Source organism: Streptomyces spiralis, assembly GCF_014654675.1.
GTDB lineage: Bacteria > Actinomycetota > Actinomycetes > Streptomycetales > Streptomycetaceae > Streptomyces > Streptomyces spiralis.
This window is the reverse complement of the sequence record NZ_BNBC01000016.1, coordinates 127,193-142,879: the sequence shown is the minus strand read 5'-3', so window position 1 is coordinate 142,879 and position 15,687 is coordinate 127,193. Positions and strand designations below refer to the sequence as shown.

The 15,687-nt window shown below is 73.4% G+C and carries 17 protein-coding genes; 10 read left to right on the top strand and 7 right to left on the bottom strand.

Going from position 1 to position 15,687, the window contains the following annotated elements:
* Positions 1–50: 50 nt before the first annotated feature.
* The 5 genes from IE318_RS18550 to IE318_RS18530 form a co-directional block, all read right to left on the bottom strand.
* Positions 51–416, bottom strand: coding sequence for a DUF6479 family protein (locus tag IE318_RS18550; RefSeq protein ID WP_189901712.1), 366 nt, complete (start codon positions 414–416; stop codon positions 51–53).
* Positions 417–544: 128 nt separating this feature from the next.
* A complete protein-coding gene (gene msrB, locus IE318_RS18545) occupies positions 545–952 on the bottom strand; it encodes a peptide-methionine (R)-S-oxide reductase MsrB (protein ID WP_189901710.1) in 408 nt (135 codons plus the stop codon).
* An 18-nt stretch (positions 953–970) separates the two neighbouring features.
* Positions 971–2,365 (bottom strand): UDP-N-acetylmuramate--L-alanine ligase, encoded by a 1,395-nt coding sequence (gene murC, locus IE318_RS18540; RefSeq protein ID WP_189901707.1) that lies wholly within the window; start codon positions 2,363–2,365, stop codon positions 971–973.
* 73 nt (positions 2,366–2,438) lie between these two features.
* Positions 2,439–2,894, bottom strand: coding sequence for a hypothetical protein (locus IE318_RS18535; RefSeq protein ID WP_030184887.1), 456 nt, complete (start codon positions 2,892–2,894; stop codon positions 2,439–2,441).
* 257 nt (positions 2,895–3,151) lie between these two features.
* Complete coding sequence (locus tag IE318_RS18530) at positions 3,152–3,979, bottom strand: pyrimidine reductase family protein (RefSeq protein WP_189901703.1); 828 nt, start codon at positions 3,977–3,979, stop codon at positions 3,152–3,154.
* Between the two features lie 37 nt (positions 3,980–4,016).
* Here IE318_RS18530 and zapE point away from each other — a divergent pair, with 37 nt between their 5' ends.
* The 5 genes from zapE to IE318_RS18505 all read left to right on the top strand — a co-directional run bounded on the left by zapE (position 4,017) and on the right by IE318_RS18505 (position 9,396).
* Complete coding sequence (gene zapE, locus IE318_RS18525; protein ID WP_189901701.1) at positions 4,017–5,129, top strand: cell division protein ZapE; 1,113 nt, start codon at positions 4,017–4,019, stop codon at positions 5,127–5,129.
* Positions 5,130–5,307: 178 nt separating this feature from the next.
* Positions 5,308–6,324 carry a slipin family protein gene (locus IE318_RS18520; protein ID WP_189901699.1) on the top strand — a complete coding sequence of 339 codons (1,017 nt, stop codon included), beginning with the start codon at positions 5,308–5,310 and terminating at the stop codon, positions 6,322–6,324.
* Between the two features lie 173 nt (positions 6,325–6,497).
* On the top strand, positions 6,498–8,111 hold the full coding sequence (locus IE318_RS18515; RefSeq protein WP_189901697.1) for an FAD-dependent oxidoreductase: 1,614 nt from the start codon (positions 6,498–6,500) through the stop codon (positions 8,109–8,111).
* Between the two features lie 93 nt (positions 8,112–8,204).
* On the top strand, positions 8,205–9,110 hold the full coding sequence (locus IE318_RS18510) for a polysaccharide deacetylase family protein (protein WP_189901695.1): 906 nt from the start codon (positions 8,205–8,207) through the stop codon (positions 9,108–9,110).
* Positions 9,111–9,177: 67 nt separating this feature from the next.
* Positions 9,178–9,396: a hypothetical protein gene (locus IE318_RS18505; RefSeq protein ID WP_189901693.1), complete on the top strand. Its 219-nt coding sequence runs from the start codon at positions 9,178–9,180 to the stop codon at positions 9,394–9,396.
* Here the strand turns inward: IE318_RS18505 and IE318_RS18500 are convergent.
* Entirely contained in the window at positions 9,388–10,059 is a 672-nt protein-coding gene (locus tag IE318_RS18500) for an ABC transporter (protein WP_189901691.1), read from the bottom strand. The genes IE318_RS18505 and IE318_RS18500 overlap by 9 nt on opposite strands.
* Complete coding sequence (locus IE318_RS18495; RefSeq protein ID WP_189901689.1) at positions 10,056–10,979, bottom strand: ABC transporter ATP-binding protein; 924 nt, start codon at positions 10,977–10,979, stop codon at positions 10,056–10,058. The genes IE318_RS18500 and IE318_RS18495 overlap by 4 nt, the downstream gene beginning before the upstream one ends.
* Positions 10,980–11,024: 45 nt before the next feature.
* Here IE318_RS18495 and IE318_RS18490 point away from each other — a divergent pair, with 45 nt between their 5' ends.
* The 5 genes from IE318_RS18490 (at position 11,025) to IE318_RS18470 (ending at position 15,588) form a co-directional block, all read left to right on the top strand.
* Positions 11,025–11,747, top strand: a complete 723-nt coding sequence (locus tag IE318_RS18490) for a peptidyl-tRNA hydrolase (RefSeq protein WP_189901686.1) — start codon at positions 11,025–11,027, stop codon at positions 11,745–11,747.
* A gap of 51 nt (positions 11,748–11,798) precedes the next feature.
* On the top strand, positions 11,799–12,095 hold the full coding sequence (locus IE318_RS18485) for a hypothetical protein (protein WP_189901684.1): 297 nt from the start codon (positions 11,799–11,801) through the stop codon (positions 12,093–12,095).
* A 160-nt stretch (positions 12,096–12,255) separates the two neighbouring features.
* Positions 12,256–13,602 (top strand): MbnB/TglH/ChrH family RiPP precursor modification enzyme, encoded by a 1,347-nt coding sequence (locus IE318_RS18480; protein ID WP_189901682.1) that lies wholly within the window; start codon positions 12,256–12,258, stop codon positions 13,600–13,602.
* Between the two features lie 302 nt (positions 13,603–13,904).
* Positions 13,905–14,705, top strand: a complete 801-nt coding sequence (locus IE318_RS18475; RefSeq protein ID WP_189901680.1) for a DUF4142 domain-containing protein — start codon at positions 13,905–13,907, stop codon at positions 14,703–14,705.
* Between the two features lie 97 nt (positions 14,706–14,802).
* On the top strand, positions 14,803–15,588 hold the full coding sequence (locus IE318_RS18470) for a TIGR04222 domain-containing membrane protein (RefSeq protein WP_030184922.1): 786 nt from the start codon (positions 14,803–14,805) through the stop codon (positions 15,586–15,588).
* Positions 15,589–15,687: the final 99 nt, after the last annotated feature.

Here is a 15,687-nt window from a genome sequence, read left to right as displayed (position 1 = left end):
CTGTGAAAACGGGGCAGGCCCCGTGAAGGAACCTGCCCCGTTTCCTCGGGTCAGTGGGCGCCCGGGCCTCCACTGCCGAAGGATCCGCTGGTGCCCGGGGCCCAGCGGTGCCGGTGCTGGTCCTCGCTGCGGCGGGTGCCGGCGCGATGGATCTCGTACGGCATGAGCCGCTGCCCGTCCTCGGGCTCCACCTCGTCCGGCTCGCGGATCTCGCTGATCTCCTCGACGGCTCCGGTGACCGGGAGGTGCGGCTGCTCGTGGTCCTTGGGGCGGTCGGGCTCGCGGCGCATCACGCCGATGCCCATGCCTACGGCCCATACGAGCGCGCACACGACCACCAGACCACCGATGAAGGCTCCCAGAGTGGCCCACACGTGCGGCGCCGCGGCCAGTTCGACGTAGGAGGCTGTGACCATCTCTTTCACCCGCCTCTGCGGAGATGCGGAGAAACTGCCGGTGGCGTCGGCGACGCCACCTGTGTCCCATATTGTCCCACCGCGTCAGGGTGCTGCAAAGCCTCCTGCCGCGACTCCCGACTCCCGGCTCAGTCCTCGGCCGACGTAAGCCGCAGCGAGATGCTGTTGATGCAGTACCGCTGATCGGTGGGTGTGGGGTACCCCTCTCCCTCGAAGACATGCCCGAGGTGCGACCCGCAGCGGGCACACCGCACCTCGGTGCGCACCATCCCGTGGGAACGGTCCTCCAGGAGTTCCACGGCGTCGGTGTCCTTCGGGTCGAAGAAGGACGGCCAGCCGCAGTGGGACTCGAACTTGGTGTCGGAGGTGAACAGCTCGGCGCCGCAGGCCCGGCAGGAGTAGACGCCCTTGGCCTTGGTGTCCGTGTACTCACCGGTGAAGGCGGGCTCCGTGCCGGCCTGGCGCAGCACCGCGTATTCGGCCGGGGTCAGCTCCGCGCGCCACTGCTCGTCCGGCTTCTCGACGTCGTACGGCATGAGCCTCAGCCCCTCGCTTCAGTTCTCGTCCAGTCGGTCCAGGATGCGCGGGCCGAGGTCGGTGACGTCGCCCGCTCCCATGGTGAGAACGAGATCGCCGGCCTTTGCCATTCCCGCGATCACGTCCGGCACCTCCGCCTTGTCGTGGACGGCCGTGACGTCGGCGCCTGCGGCCCGGGACGCCTCGATGATCAGCTCGCTGGTGACGCCGGGGATCGGGTCCTCACGGGCGGGGTAGATGTCCAGGACCACGGAGGCGTCGGCGAGGGCGAGCGCCTGGCCCATCTCCTTGCCCAGCTCCTGGGTGCGGGAGAACAGGTGCGGCTGGAAGACGACCAGGATCCGGGCGTCGCCCGCGGCGCCGCGCATCGCCTCCAGGTCGGCGGTCATCTCGGTCGGGTGGTGGGCGTAGGAGTCGATCACCTGGACGCCCGCGGCCTCGCCCTTGAGCTGGAGCCGCCGCTTGACGCCGGTGTAGGCGGCCAGGGCGGGGGCGAGCTCGGCGGCCGGGATGCCGAGGGCCAGACCGGCGGCCAGTGCGGCGACGGCGTTGTGCGCGTAGTGGCGGCCGGGGACGGAGACCGAGAAGGTGAGCTCGGTGCCGTCCAGCAGGACGGTGACCTCGCTCATCAGGCCCTGCGGCACGACCGAGAGGATGCGCACGTCGGCGTCCTCGGACTCGCCGTACGTCACCACCCGCACGTCGCGGGCCGCGATGCGGCGCGTCAGCTCGCGCGCGCCCTCGTGGTCGGCCGCGATCACCAGCGTGCCGCCCTCGGTGATGCGGTCCACGAAGGTCTCGAAGGACTCGTAGATCTCGTCCATCGAGGCGTAATTGGCGTGGTGGTCCAGTTCCACGTTGAGGACGATGGCGACCTCGGGGGCGTACTTGTGGAAGCTGCGGTCCGATTCGTCCGCCTCGGCGACGAAGATGTCGCCCTCGCCGTGCAGCGCGTTGGAGCCGGGGGCGTCCAGGTCGCCGCCGATGGCGTAGGAGGGCTTCAGGCCCAGCTCGGAGAGGGAGACCGCGAGCATGGAGGTCGTGGTCGTCTTGCCGTGGGTGCCGGCGACCGCGATCGGGCGCAGGCCCGTCATCAGGGCGGCCAGGGCGTCGGAGCGGTGGACGACCGGGATGCCCAGCTCGGCGGCGCGGGCCAGCTCGGGGTTGTCCTGGCGGATGGCGGAGGAGACGACGACGCAGCTGGCGTCGTCGGCGAGGTGCTCGGCCGCGTGCCCGACGTGCACGGTGGCACCCAGCGCGCGCAGCGCCTCGGCGGTCGCGGAGTCCTTGGCGTCACTGCCCGCGACCCGCGCGCCGCGCTGGGCGAGGATCTTGGCGATGCCCGACATCCCGGCGCCGCCGATGCCGATGAAGTGCGGTCGGTCCATGGCGGTAGGAAGGCCGGGTGCCATGCGCTTTTCTCCCCAGGTGGTACGGCTGCGGTACGACGGTGCGCGCACCCGAGCGCGGGGGCGCCGCCCAAGCCTATGCCTTGCTGTGCGAGAACAGCTTCAGGACCGGTACGCCGACCTTGTGACGGGCCCGTGAGGCCCAGTCCCGGTGGAAGAACTCCTCCACGTAGTGCGGGTCGGTCAGGACGATCACCTCGTCCGCGCCGACGTCCGCGACCAGGGACTTCAGGGCGTCCAGCGGATGGTTCTCCACCAGGCGCCCCTCGGCCTCGCCACCCGCGGCGCGCAGCGCCTTGAGGGAGACCTCCAGGGCCCGCTCGCCCTCGCTCGTCGCGGCCTCGCCCTCGGGCGTCTCGCCCTCCCGCGCCGCCTCGTCGATCTCGCCGAGCGCGATGTCGTCGATGGCCCGCAGCAGCCGGTCGGCCTGCTCGCCGCGCGGCTGGAGCAGCACGTGGAAGGAGACCGGCTCCTCGCCGTGCAGGGTGGTGACGAACTCCACGTCGGCGGACGTCAGGGCCTTCTCGATCATCAATACGCTTGTGAACACCAGGCGCCCTTTCTGCTCCGAGGGCCGCGCCGCGCCGCCCTCTGCCTACGGCCGGGGGCCGAACCAGTCCCCAGCAGAAACCATCCTGCCTTGCGTCGGCGTCGGTTTCGCCGGAATTGAGTGCACACACCATCAACAAAACGGAATTATCGATTCCGGTTGGGGAAGTGTCCGGTTCCGCTTGCCGGGGGCGCGGCGGTTCCGGGTGCCCGTCGGGGTGCCGGGGGCGCCCCGGTTCGTCACGTCCGGCGGTATCGGCTGAACAGGAAGCCGTCCTCCTCCAGCAGCGAGGCCAGGGTGAAGCGGTGCGGGACGGGGACGGAGGGGCCGCCCGCGATGCGCTGGGCGTCCCCCGCGGTGAGCATCGGGGAGACGGTCAGGCACAGCTCGTCGAGCACGCCCGAGGCCACGAACTGGCCGAGCAGGCGCGGACCGCCCTCGGTGAGCAGGCGGGTGTGGCCCAGCTCGGCCAGCGCCCGCACCGCGCGGGCCGGGTCGATGCCCATGCCGTCCCCGGCGATCACCACGCGGGCGCCCGCCTTCTCCGCGGCCGCGATCCGGTCCGGGGCCGCGGCGGCGCCGGTGAGGATCAGCGTGGGCACCAGGGGCGAGGTGAACAGCGGGAGCGTGAAGTCCAGCTCCAGGCTCGCGGTGACCACCGCGATCGCCGGGGCCGGCCCCTGCCCGGCCGCCTCCCGCAGGGCCTCGAACTCCGTGCGCGCACGGGCCGGGCGGTACCCCTCCTGCCGTACCGTCTCGGCGCCGACCACCACCACGTCGGCCAGCGCCCGCAGCGTGCCGAAGATCCGCATGTCGGCGGCGCTGGAGATGGGCTGCGAGCGGCCCTCGTGCTGGGCCGCCCCGTCCAGGGTGGACACCATGTTGGCCCGCAGCCACGGCGCGCGCCCCGCGGCTCCGGGCTCCGGATAGGCGTAGGCGGCGGCCAGCTCGGCGAGGGTCCACTCCCGGCCCGCGAGGCCGCCCGGCGCACTCGCGTCACCGGTCTTCCGGCCCTCACCGGGGGCCTGGGCTGCTGTTTCTTCGGTCACAGGGAACAGGCGTCGCATGCGGTGCAGTGTTCCACGCGGCATACCATGGGGAACCGTGTCGTCCTCCACTGCCGCCTCCGGCCCGAGTCCCGTCACCGGCGCCGCCCCCGTGTCCCTGTGCGCCCGTGAGCCGCACGTCCCCGCGGACCGGCTGGTCGCCGAGATGGTGCCGCCGCCGCGCTTCGACGCGGTGCGCTTCGCGACGTACATCCCGGATCCGAACCAGCCCAGTCAGACCGAGGCCGTCCGGGTCCTGGAGGACTTCGCCGCCGGGCTCGACGGAGCCCCCGCGGGCGGGACCGCCCGGCGCGGCCTCTTCGGCTTCGGCAAGGGCAGGAGCAAGACCGCCAGGACGCCCGCCGGGCCCCGCGGGGTCTACCTCGACGGCGGCTACGGCGTCGGCAAGACCCACCTGCTGGCCTCCCTGTGGCACGCCACCCCGGCCGAGCCCGCCCGCAAGGCGTTCGGCACGTTCGTGGAGCTGACCAACCTGGTCGGCGCGCTGGGCTTCCAGAAGACGGTCGAGACCCTGTCCGGGCACCGTCTGCTGTGCATCGACGAGTTCGAGCTGGACGATCCCGGCGACACCGTGCTCGTGTCCACCCTGCTCGGCCGGCTGGTCGACGCGGGTGTCGCGCTGGCCGCCACCTCCAATACGCTGCCCGGCAAGCTCGGCGAGGGCCGGTTCGCGGCCGCCGACTTCCTGCGCGAGATCCAGGGCCTGTCGGCGCACTTCCGCGCGCTGCGCATCGACGGCGAGGACTACCGCCACCGCGGGCTGCCCGAGGCCCCGGCGCCGTTCTCCGACGAGCAGGTGAAGAAGGCGGCGCACACCGCGGAGAACGCCTCGCTCGACGACTTCCCCGAGCTGCTGGAGCACCTGGCCAGGGTGCACCCCAGCCGCTACGGCGCGCTGACCGACGGCATCGGGGCCGTGTGCCTCACCGGCGTGCGGCCGGTGCCGGACCAGTCGACGGCACTGCGGCTGGTCGTCCTCGCGGACCGGCTCTACGACCGTGAGGTGCCGGTGCTGGCCTCCGGGCTGCCCTTCGACCAGCTGTTCAGCGAGGAGATGCTGAAGGGCGGCTACCGCAAGAAGTACTTCCGCGCGATATCCCGGCTCACGGCACTCGCCCGGGACGCCAAGGGGCTCGTCGAAACCCCCTGACCGGCTCGAGGCGCGGTCCTCGCCCACCGCGCGGCAAGCGACACCCCGGCGACACCTTACGGCCGTGTGACGGTCCCACGTTCACGGCCCTGGGACGGTCTCACGGCTCTGTGACGGGGCATATGGTTGAAGAAGGCCCCGAACGGGCGCACGGACGACTGGGCGAGGAGTCGTCATCATGCTTCAGGACCTACTGACCGCCGTGATCGCCGCGGGCTGCACGGGTCTGGTGTACCTCTCGGCGGCGGCGCGGGTCGTCAAACAGTACGAGCGTGGTGTGGTGCTGCGGCTGGGGCGGTTCGTCGGTGGTGTACGCCCGCCCGGTTTCACGATGATCATCCCGTTCGCGGACCGGCTCTACAAGGTCAACATGCAGATCGTCACGCTGCCGATCCCCGCCCAGGAGGGCATCACCCGGGACAACGTGACCGTACGGGTGGACGCGGTCGTCTACTTCAAGGTCGTCGACCCGGCCAACGCGGTCATCCAGGTCGAGGACTACCGGTTCGCCGTGTCCCAGATGGCCCAGACGTCCCTGCGCTCGATCATCGGCAAGAGCGACCTGGACGACCTGCTGTCCAACCGCGAGAAGCTCAACCAGGGACTCGAGCTGATGATCGACAGCCCGGCCATCGGATGGGGTGTGCAGATCGACCGCGTGGAGATCAAGGACGTCTCCCTGCCGGAGTCGATGAAGCGGTCCATGGCCCGGCAGGCGGAGGCGGACCGGGACCGGCGGGCCCGGATCATCAACGCCGACGCCGAGTTCCAGGCGTCCAAGAAGCTGGCCGAGGCGGCGCAGCAGATGGCGGACACGCCGGCGGCGCTGCAACTGCGGCTGCTGCAGACGGTGACGGCGGTCGCCGCCGAGAAGAACTCCACACTGGTCCTGCCCTTCCCGGTCGAGCTGCTGCGCTTCCTGGAGAAGGCCCAGGGCCAGCCCCCGGTGCCGTCGGCACCGGAGAAGCCGAGGCCGCTCGGCCTCACCACGCCCCCGGAGACGGCGGCCGAGGACGCCTCCGCGCCGGCGGGCTCCACAGAAGCCGAGGTCGAAGGAGCCGGCGAAGCCCGCCTGGACGCCGAGCCCGAGCCCGCCGCCCTGGACGGGGCGCCCGAGGCCCCCTTGGACCCCGCCTCGATCGCGCCCGTCCGGGCCGCCGCCGACGCCGCCTCGGCGGGACCGCCCGATCAGTGAGGACGCACCATCGCGCCATCCGGCCATCCGGCCATCCGGCCATTCGGCCAACCGGCCAACCGGCCATCGAGCCATCGGGCGGTTGAGGCGGCCACACCGCTCGGCCCGCCCTCACCCGTGGCTGCCCTCGTACGCCCGCGATCAGGCGGGTACGGCCGGGGTACCCGGCGGCCATGAGCGAACACAGACACGAAGGGGCGCAGGAGCAGCCCGGCGGGCGACACGAGCAGCGGCGCGTCAGTGGTTCGTACTGGGTGGAGACGGCTCCGGGGCCGCCGGCCCGTCCCCCGCTGGCGGAGGACCTGGACGTCGACGTGGTGGTGATCGGCGCGGGCGTGGCCGGGCTGAGCACGGCCTACGAGCTGACGCGGGCCGGCCTGGGCGTGGCGGTGCTGGAGGCGCGGCGGGTGGCGGCGGGCGTCACCGGGCACACCACCGCCAAGCTGACCGCGCTGCACACGCTGATCTACGACAAGCTGCGGCGCACCCGTGACGTGGAGGCGGCCCGGCTGTACGCCCGGTCGCAGTCCGAGGCGATCGAACACGCCGAGGCGCTGGTGGACGAGCTGGACATCGAGTGCGAGTGGGAGTCGCGCAGCGCGTACACCTACGTCCGTGACCCGGGCCGGGTCGCGGAGCTGCGGGCCGAGGCGGAGGCCGCGCGGGAGGCGGGGCTGCCCGCGTCGTTCGTGACGGAGACCGGGCTGCCGTTCCCGGTGGCGGGCGCGGTCCGGGTGGCCGGGCAGGCTCAGTTCCATCCGCGCAAGTACCTGCTGGCCCTGACGGCGGACCTGCTGGAGCGCGGTGGGCGGGTGTACGAGGGCACCGTCGTGCGCGGTCTGACCGAGGGCGAGCCGTGCCGGGTGACGACCGCGACGGGCGCGACGGTGCGGGCCCGGAGCGTGGTGGTCGCCACCCACTATCCGATCTTCGACCGGGCGCTGCTGTTCGCCCGGCTCTCTCCGCGCCGGGAACTGGTCGTCGCGGGACCGATCGAAGCCGGCCGGGACCCCGGGGGCATGTACATCACCCCCGAGGAGGGCACCCGCTCGGTGCGTACCGCGCCGTACAGGCCGTACGCGGGGGACGGGCCGAACAGCGGGGACGGGCCGGACGGCGCGGACGGGCTGCGGCTGCTCGTGGTCACCGGTGAGCATTTCACGCCGGGCAGCGCCGACACCCCGGCCCGCTTCGACCGTCTGGCCGCCTGGGCGCGGGAGCACTTCCCCGGCGTGGACCTGGTCCACTCCTGGGCCACTCAGGACATCGACCCCACCGACACGGTGCCGATGGTCGGCCCGCTGCACGCGGGCGCCCGCCACACGTATGTGGCGACCGGCTTCGGGGGCTGGGGGCTGAGCGGCGGGATGATGGCGGGGCGGCTGCTCACGGCGCTGATCACCGGGCGGGACTGCGCCTGGCGGGAGTTGTACGACCCGCGCCGGGTGCGGACGGCGGTGCGCGAGGCGCCGACGTTCCTCAGGACACAGGCGGAGGTCGCACGCCACTTCGTGGGCGACCGGCTGCGGCCCGCGCCGCCCGTGGAGGCGATACCGCCGGGCGGAGGCGCCGTGGTCCGTGACGGCGCCGACCGCTACGCCGTGCACCGCGACGACGAGGGCAACCTGCACGCGCTGTCCGCCCGCTGTACGCATCTGGGCTGTCTGGTCTCCTTCAACTCCGCCGAGCGGGCGTGGGAGTGTCCGTGCCACGGGTCCCGTTTCGACACCGACGGCCAGGTGATCCAGGGTCCGGCGACCAAGCCGCTGGAGCCCAGGACGTGGTGACCGGCGGGCCGTTTCCGGCACGGAACCCCCGGGCGGGTGACCGCACGGCCGTGCTGCCGTTCATATGACCGGAGGTCGTCCTACGTTCATCCGGTGATCTCACTTGTACGACGAATCACCGCGGCCTGTGCCCTGAGTGCCGCCCTCACCGCTGTTGCCGCCTGCGGCACCACGCAGGCTTCCGGTGCCCGGCACCCGTCCCCCGCCGCCGGGCACCCGGCCCCCGCCAGGTCCGCCGCCAAGCCGTCGGCCGGCGCCGAGCCCTCGGCCGCCGCCCCCTCCGCGCCGCCGACGCTCGCCCCCGGGCCCGGCGGGCTGACCCCGGTCTTCGCCAACGGCCCACGGACCAAGGGCAAGATCGTCGCACTCACCTTCGACGCCGACATGACCGCCGACGAGGGACCGCGCGCGGCGGCGGGCGAGCACTTCGACAACCCCGCGCTCATCGCCACGCTCCGCGCCCTGAAGGTCCCGGCCACCGTGTTCATGACCGGCCGGTGGGCCGTGCAGTACCCGGACGAGGCCCGCTCCATCGGCAACGACCCGCTGTTCGAACTCGCCAACCACTCCTACAGCCACTACTCCTTCACCGGCGACTGCTACGGCCTGCCCACCGTCGCCCCCGACCGGATGCGCTCCGACGTGGAGAACGCCGACGCCGCGTTCCGCAAGGCGGGCGTGCGGCACGTGATGCCGTACTTCCGCTTCCCCGGCGGCTGCTACGACGACAAGGCGCTGCGGACGCTCGGCGGCCTCGGCGTCACCGCCGTGCAGTGGGACGTGGTGAGCGGGGACGCGTTCGCGACGGACGCGGACGCCGTGACCCGGCAGGTGCTGAACGGCGTGAGGCCGGGCTCGGTGGTGATCATGCACTGCACGCGCAGCGCGGCCCCGACCACCGAACGCGTCGTACAGGCGGTCGTGCCCAAGCTGCGCAGGGAGGGGTACCGCTTTGTGAAGGTGTCCGACATGATCCGGGCGACGACCAGCCGTTCCTGAGCATTCCTGATCCCTTGCGAACGTGCGTGACGGATCGGGTTGATCGCCGCCGTCCTAGGCTGGGTGCATGAGCGAGGACGACGAGGACCGCACCGACGGCACCGGCGACGACAGCGCCGGTTACTGCCTGATCGACGCGGCCAGGCCGCCGAAGGCCGACGGGCCGCCGTACGCGGAGTGCGTGCTGTGCCGCGAGCCGACCGAGTACCCGGAGTCGTACAAGGGGATCACTCTCTGCGCGGTCTGCGAATGGCAGGAGGCGCAGCGCACGGCCTGCTCAGGGTGATCTGCGCGCGGTGAGCGCACAGCTCGCGGCGATCGCCACCGCCGCGAGGACCGCCGCACCGGCCAGCGGCAGCAGCGGCAGCGGGACGCGGCCCGTCCGCGAACCGGTGACCAGGCCGCTGACGGCGGCCTGCGCCGGGGAGCCCGTCGTCACCATCGACAGCAGCGCCGCGAGCAGCATCACGGGCACCGCGCGGCCGGTCGAGCGCAGCACGGGCCGGTTCGTGACCGCGCCGACGGCCGTCCCGAGCAGGGCGCAGACCAGCGCGGCGAGCAGCCCGGCCCCGCCCGCCTGGAGCATCGGCACCCGGGTGCGATGGTCGGTGCCGGCCGGATCGCTGATCAGCGTGACGACGACGGTTGCGGCCGTGCCCAGGACCACGGCCGCGGCCAGTGCCACGAACAGGCAGGCCAGATGGGCCCGCGCGGGCCCGGCCGCCGCCGCGACGCACGTACGGGCCGCGGGCGGCTCGCCGCCGACACAGATCCGCACCAGCCAGGCGGCGACGGGCAGCAGGGCGGCGGCCGCGTAACCGACCGAGTCGAGCACCGGCTGGCCGCTCTGCACGCCCACGGCGAGGAACGCCGCGTAGAGAATGAACGGCGGCAGCCACCGCTGCGAGCGCACGAGAAGGGCGGCCTGGTAGCGGATCAGGGCGGTCATCGGGGGCTTTCCTGGTCGTGGCCGGGGCGGTCGGGGCCGGAGCCGTGGGCGGCACGGCGGGCATCGGCGTCCACGGGGTCGGCGGACACGCGGGCCACGTGCCACGGCGGGCGGGCGGTCAGCAGCACGCGCAGCACGACGTCCGAGTGGGAGGCGCGGACCGCGAGCCGGTGGGTGCCCGGCACGATCTCCTCGGCCGAGGTCACGCCCGGGTGCCCGGCGACCGGTAGGCGCCCGTCCGGCGGCCCCTGCGCCTCGACGAGGACATGCGGACCGGAGGGGGTCGGGGAGTCCTGCGCCGTACGGCGTTCGAGGGCGCCGTCGCGCACCGTGTACGTCGTGTCGGGCGCCCCGGCGAGGCGGTGCGGGTCGTGGTCGACGAACACCACGGCCCCGCCGCCCGCGATCCGCTCGGCGACGGCACGCTCCAGCTCGGCCCGGGTGCCGGCGTCCAGTCCGGTCCACGCCTCGTCCAGCACGAGCAGCTCCGGCGCGGCGAGCAGCGCCTGGGCGACGGCGACCTTCTGGCTGCTGCCCTTGGACAGCGCCGTCATCGGCGTGGCGGCGTAGGCGGCGGCCCCGAAGCGTTCCAGCCACTCCCCCGCGGCGCGTGCGGCGGCCGGCCGGGACAGACCGTGTACCGCGCCGAGGTGGGTGAGGTAGCCGACCGCGGTGAACGGCAGCGCGGCCGGGAAGCGTTCGGGGACGTAGGCCGTGCGCGGCCGACCCGTGACCCTGCCCTCGGTGGGGGCGTCGACGCGTGCGAGCAGGCGCAGGAGGGTGGACTTGCCGGTGCCGTTGGCGCCCTCGACCCGGGTCAGGGTGCCGGGCCGGATCGCCAGGTCGACACCCCGCAGGATCCAGGGGCCGCGCAGGCCGTAGCGGCGGCCGACGCCGTCCAGCCGGAGATCGTCTCGCATGGGGGTCATCCTCTCGCGCGCACCGCGGTTGGCACACTTGAGCACGTGACGTACGAGACTCCCGCTTCCGACAGCCCCTTCCGCACCGAGCCCGCGCCGCGCGACCTGGCCCCGCAGTTCGTGCTGCCGCTGGTCGTCCGGATCGAGCGGGCCGCTCCCCCGGCGCGTACCGACGCGCTGGAGACGGCGGCCCGGGCGGTGCTGGTGCTGCTCGGCGACGAGCGCTCCGTCGGCGAGGGCGAGTGGGCACGGGCCGTGCGGGACTGGCAGGACGCCCGGATCCGCAAGGTGGTGCGGCGGGCGCGCGGCGCGGAGTGGCGGCGGGCCGAGGCCCTGCCCGGCATCACGGTCACGGGAAAGACGGCGGAGGTGCGGGTCTTCCCGCCCGTCCCGCTGGACGGCTGGCCCAAGGAACTGGCGAAACTCCAGGTCTCGGGCACCGACCTCGACGACCCGGAACCGCCGGCCCGCCCCGACCCCGGCACCCCGGTGCTGTGGCTCAACCCCGACCTGGAGATGTCCGCAGGCAAGGCGATGGCGCAGGCCGGCCACGGCGCCCAGCTCGCCTGGTGGGAACTGACGGACGAACAGCGCACCGCCTGGCAGGACGCCGGTTTCCCCCTCGCCGTCCGCACCACCGACCCCGCCCACTGGCACGAACTCACCACCAGCGGCCTCCCCCTGGTCCGCGACGCGGGCTTCACGGAGATCGCCCCCGGCTCCTGCACGGTGATCGCGGACCACCCGGCGCTGCGGTCACTTCGCTGAGCGTGCCGATCCGATGCGACGCACGGGCCCCTCGGTGACAGGATCGGTGTTATGAACACCAATACGGACTGGGTGTACCGGGTGTTCGAGCCGCACGGCTCCGAGGGCTGGCGGCCCTACGGCGACGCCGAGCGGTGGCACGGTGCGATCACCGCCTCCGACTCGCCCGAGGGCGCCAGGTTCGCCATCGGCCGGATCGTCGCCGACCTGATGAGCGAGTGGGAGAGGATCGGCCTCCACCACGCGATGCACGTGCGGGTCTTCGTCTGGCACGTCGAGGAGGGCGACATGGAGGACGCGGACTTCATCGTGGAGGTCCGGCCCCGGTCGGACTTCGACGCGGCCTGACCGTCGGCGTCCGGCACCGTCGTCGCCCGCCTCCCGTCCTCCGGGCGGTGGGTGAAGCTGTGAAGCTCAAATGTTCCTCTGAAGGTGCGGGCGGCGCGGTTCGCGGCCGGGTGCCCGGGCCATACCCCCGTCACCGAAGAAGTGAGGGGGACGAGCGACGATGGAGCGGCTGGGGACGGGGATCGGGTGGCGGCCGAAGATCGCGGACGCCGTGGAGCGCATGCCGGGCGTCGAATGGGTCGAGGTGGTGGCCGAGAACGTGTGCCCCGGGCATCCGCCGGAGTCGCTGCTGCGCCTGCGGGCCCGCGGGGTGACCGTCGTGCCGCACGGGGTCTCCCTCGGCCTCGGCGGGGCCGAGCGGCCCGACGAGGGCCGGCTGAACGCCCTCGCCGAGCGGGCGGAGGCGCTCGGCGCGCCGCTGGTGACGGAGCACATCGCGTACGTCCGGGCGGGCGGCCCGCTGACCGCCTCGGACCCGCTGGAAGCGGGGCATCTGCTGCCGGTGCCGCGCACCCGCGACACCCTCGACGTGCTGTGCGAGAACGTCCGGATCGCGCAGGAGGCGCTGCCCGTGCCGCTCGCCGTGGAGAACATCGCCGCGCTGCTGTCGTGGCCGGGCGAGGAGATGACCGAGGGGCAGTTCCTGTACGAGCTGGCCGACCGCACCGGCGTGCGGCTGCTGATCGACGTCGCCAACCTCCATACGAACCACGTCAACCAGGGTGAGGACCCGGCCAAGGCACTGGCCGAACTTCCGCTCGAAGCGATCGCGTACGTCCATGTGGCGGGCGGATACGAGCGGGACGGGGTCTGGCACGACAGTCACGCCCACCCCGTTCCCCGGCCGGTCCTGGACGTCCTGACCGACCTCGCCTCCCGGGTGTCGCCGCCCGGCGTGCTGCTGGAGCGGGACGAGAACTTCCCCGAACCGGGCGAGCTGGAGCGGGAGCTGAGCGCGATCCGCGAGGCCGTGGAGCTGGGCCGTACGTCCGCCGCACGGTCCTCCGTCGGCGCCTGCCCCTCCCCGCCCCAGAGGTCCGGGCGCGCGTCCGCCGCCGCCGACCTGCCGGTGACGGCGGCGACCGACACCGGTCCCGCGCGCCAGCGGCTCGCGCTCGCGCAGACCGCACTGCTGTCCGCCCTGGTCGCCGGGACGCCCGCCCCGGAGGGGTTCGACCGCGTACGGCTCGGCGTCCAGGCGCGGGCGCTGGCGTCCAAGCGGGCCGGTGTCGTCGCCAAGATCGCACCCGAGCTGCCGGTGATCCTCGGCGACGGGTACCGGGCCGCGTTCCTCGCGTACGCGCAGCGGCATCCCATGCGCGGTGGCTATCGGCGGGACGCCATGGACTTCGCGGAGTCCCTGCTCCTGGACGGCCGCCCGTCGGACGCCGGCGTCCGACGCGAGCTGCGGGAGTGGTGGCTGGACCGGTCCGGCCCGGCCCCGAGGTCCACCAGGCCGGCGATACGCGCGGCCCGGGCGGCACGGCGGGTACTGCTGCGGCGGTGACGGGGGCGGCGGGCCCGCCCGGTTCAGCGGTGTGCCCGGTTCAGCGGTGTGCCCGGTTCATGGGTGTGCCCGGTTCAGCGGTGTGCCCGGTTTAACAGTGCAGAGACACCGGGCACTTCGTGCCGGGTTTCGTGCGGTTTGTCGACCTGTGCGCCGCCGCGTTTCGCTGCCTTTTGTTCCGGTTCGCTTGTTACGGCCGCTTTCTCTCGCCCGTCGGCCGTCGCGCCCGTCGCAGTAATATGCCAAGCCTTCACACCCACCCCGAAGCGCACTGACGTGCGGTGCCGCGACAGGAGGCACCCATGCGACCGCGACCCCCCGTGAAGGGCCGAGGCATCTTCAGCGGGACCGGCGTCATCGTCTCGGTCCTGGCCGGGACCGTGGTGGCCCTGCTCGTCCCGCTCTGGTCGTACGCCCACCGGCCCGCCACGCCCGCGGACCTGCTGAGCGCCCGGACCGTGGCCACGCAGTACGGGCCGCTGTCCGAGCTCGACCGGGACTTCGTCACGAAGGTGCGGCTCGCCGGGCTGTGGGAGCTGCCCGCCGGGGAGCAGGCGGAGGAGAAGGGCACCACCGACGCCGTACGGACGGCGGGCCGGCATCTCGTGGAGGGGCACACCTTCCTCGACCGCCGGGTGCGCGACGTGGCCGCCCGGCTCGGTCTGACGCTGCCCAACGAGCCCACGGCGCAGCAGAAGCAGTGGCTGGACACCCTGAACGCGGCGCACGGCGAGGACTACGACCGCAGGTTCGCCAACATCCTGCGGCTCGCGCACGGCAAGGTCTTCTCGCTCGTCGCCGAGGTGCGGGCGAGCACACAGAACTCCCTCGTGCGCGATCTCGCCGACGACGCCAACACGACGGTGCTGGACCACATCAAGGTCCTGGAGGCCACGGGGTTCGTCGATTTCGCCGCCCTGGCCCGCGACCTGGCCACGAGCGGCGACCCCGCCGGCGACGACCCCTCCGACACCGCCGTCCCGGGGGTCGGCCCCGGCGAGGTGGTCCCGGTCACCCCGTCCGGAGCACCGGGATCGCCGACCTACGCACTGCCGCCCGCCGCCTCCAGCCCGCCCCCGGCTGCGCAGACGCGGGCGCCCTGACCTCGCGAAACAAACGGAACGTCACATACCGGCCACACTCCGTCCGGAATGTGAACAGGGCATGGAGTTTCCCAGGCCTCTGACATAGAAACGCGTCATGTTCTGGGTCCTTCTCCTGCTGCTGGCCTGGGCCGTCGCCGGCGCGGCGTGCACACGGCTGTGCCTGGCCGCCGTACGCGCGGCGGCCGTCGACACACACGTCGCGACCGTGGGCCGGGGACACGAGCTGACGCTGTACGAGGCGGCATTCCTGTCGGGCGGTCCCGCGCGCGTCGCCGACGTCACGCTCGTGTCCATGGCGCGTCAGCGCCGGCTGTGGCTCGCGCACACCGGCTGGGCCACGGTCGTCGATCCGCACGGCCGGGACGAGATCGAGCGGTCCGTCATAGGGGCCATCGGCCCGGAGGGACAGTCCCGGATCGCTCCCGTACGGGCCGCCGCGGCCGCCGCGGACTCGGTGCGCAGCCTGGCCGACCGGCTGGTCAGCGCGGGGCTGGCCGTGCCGGAGGGCACGGCGTCGACGGTCGCGGCCGGGATCCGCCAGGTGCGGGGCGCCGCGCTGGCCGTCCTCGCGCTGGGCGCGGCCGCGCTGCTGCTGCCCGGTCCGACCGGGATGCCGCGCGATCTGGTCGCCCTCTGGTTCGCGCTGCCCCTCGCGCTCACCCTGAGCTGTCTGGGCATAGCCCGGGTCGAGGCCCATCCCTACTCGCGCTGGGCGTCTCCGGCCGGGCAGCGGCTGCTCGGCACGCTGGCCCGGCGCGCGAAGGGGGACGGTGACGAGCGCACGTATCTGGCCTCCGTGGCCGTGCGCGGGATCCGCGCGATCGGCGAACCCGAACTGCGCGCGGCCTTCGCCCACCGCGACCAGCCCTGGCGGGAGTGACCGCCCGGGGCGGCCGCCCTCCGCGCACACCGCCGGCCGCCCTGCGAGCGAGGGACGGCCGGCGACCGGACCGAAGTGATCAGCGGTGATGAGCCACGG

Coding starts and splice junctions, on each gene's coding strand:
- IE318_RS18550 (WP_189901712.1), bottom strand. CDS start 416: ATGGTCACAGCCTCCTACGTCGAACTGGCCGCGGCGCCGCACGTGTGG.
- msrB (WP_189901710.1), bottom strand. CDS start 952: ATGCCGTACGACGTCGAGAAGCCGGACGAGCAGTGGCGCGCGGAGCTG.
- murC (WP_189901707.1), bottom strand. CDS start 2,365: ATGGCACCCGGCCTTCCTACCGCCATGGACCGACCGCACTTCATCGGC.
- IE318_RS18535 (WP_030184887.1), bottom strand. CDS start 2,894: ATGATCGAGAAGGCCCTGACGTCCGCCGACGTGGAGTTCGTCACCACC.
- IE318_RS18530 (WP_189901703.1), bottom strand. CDS start 3,979: ATGCGACGCCTGTTCCCTGTGACCGAAGAAACAGCAGCCCAGGCCCCC.
- IE318_RS18520 (WP_189901699.1), top strand. CDS start 5,308: ATGCTTCAGGACCTACTGACCGCCGTGATCGCCGCGGGCTGCACGGGT.
- IE318_RS18515 (WP_189901697.1), top strand. CDS start 6,498: ATGAGCGAACACAGACACGAAGGGGCGCAGGAGCAGCCCGGCGGGCGA.
- IE318_RS18505 (WP_189901693.1), top strand. CDS start 9,178: ATGAGCGAGGACGACGAGGACCGCACCGACGGCACCGGCGACGACAGC.
- IE318_RS18500 (WP_189901691.1), bottom strand. CDS start 10,059: ATGACCGCCCTGATCCGCTACCAGGCCGCCCTTCTCGTGCGCTCGCAG.
- IE318_RS18495 (WP_189901689.1), bottom strand. CDS start 10,979: ATGCGAGACGATCTCCGGCTGGACGGCGTCGGCCGCCGCTACGGCCTG.
- IE318_RS18485 (WP_189901684.1), top strand. CDS start 11,799: ATGAACACCAATACGGACTGGGTGTACCGGGTGTTCGAGCCGCACGGC.
- IE318_RS18480 (WP_189901682.1), top strand. CDS start 12,256: ATGGAGCGGCTGGGGACGGGGATCGGGTGGCGGCCGAAGATCGCGGAC.
- IE318_RS18475 (WP_189901680.1), top strand. CDS start 13,905: ATGCGACCGCGACCCCCCGTGAAGGGCCGAGGCATCTTCAGCGGGACC.
- IE318_RS18470 (WP_030184922.1), top strand. CDS start 14,803: ATGTTCTGGGTCCTTCTCCTGCTGCTGGCCTGGGCCGTCGCCGGCGCG.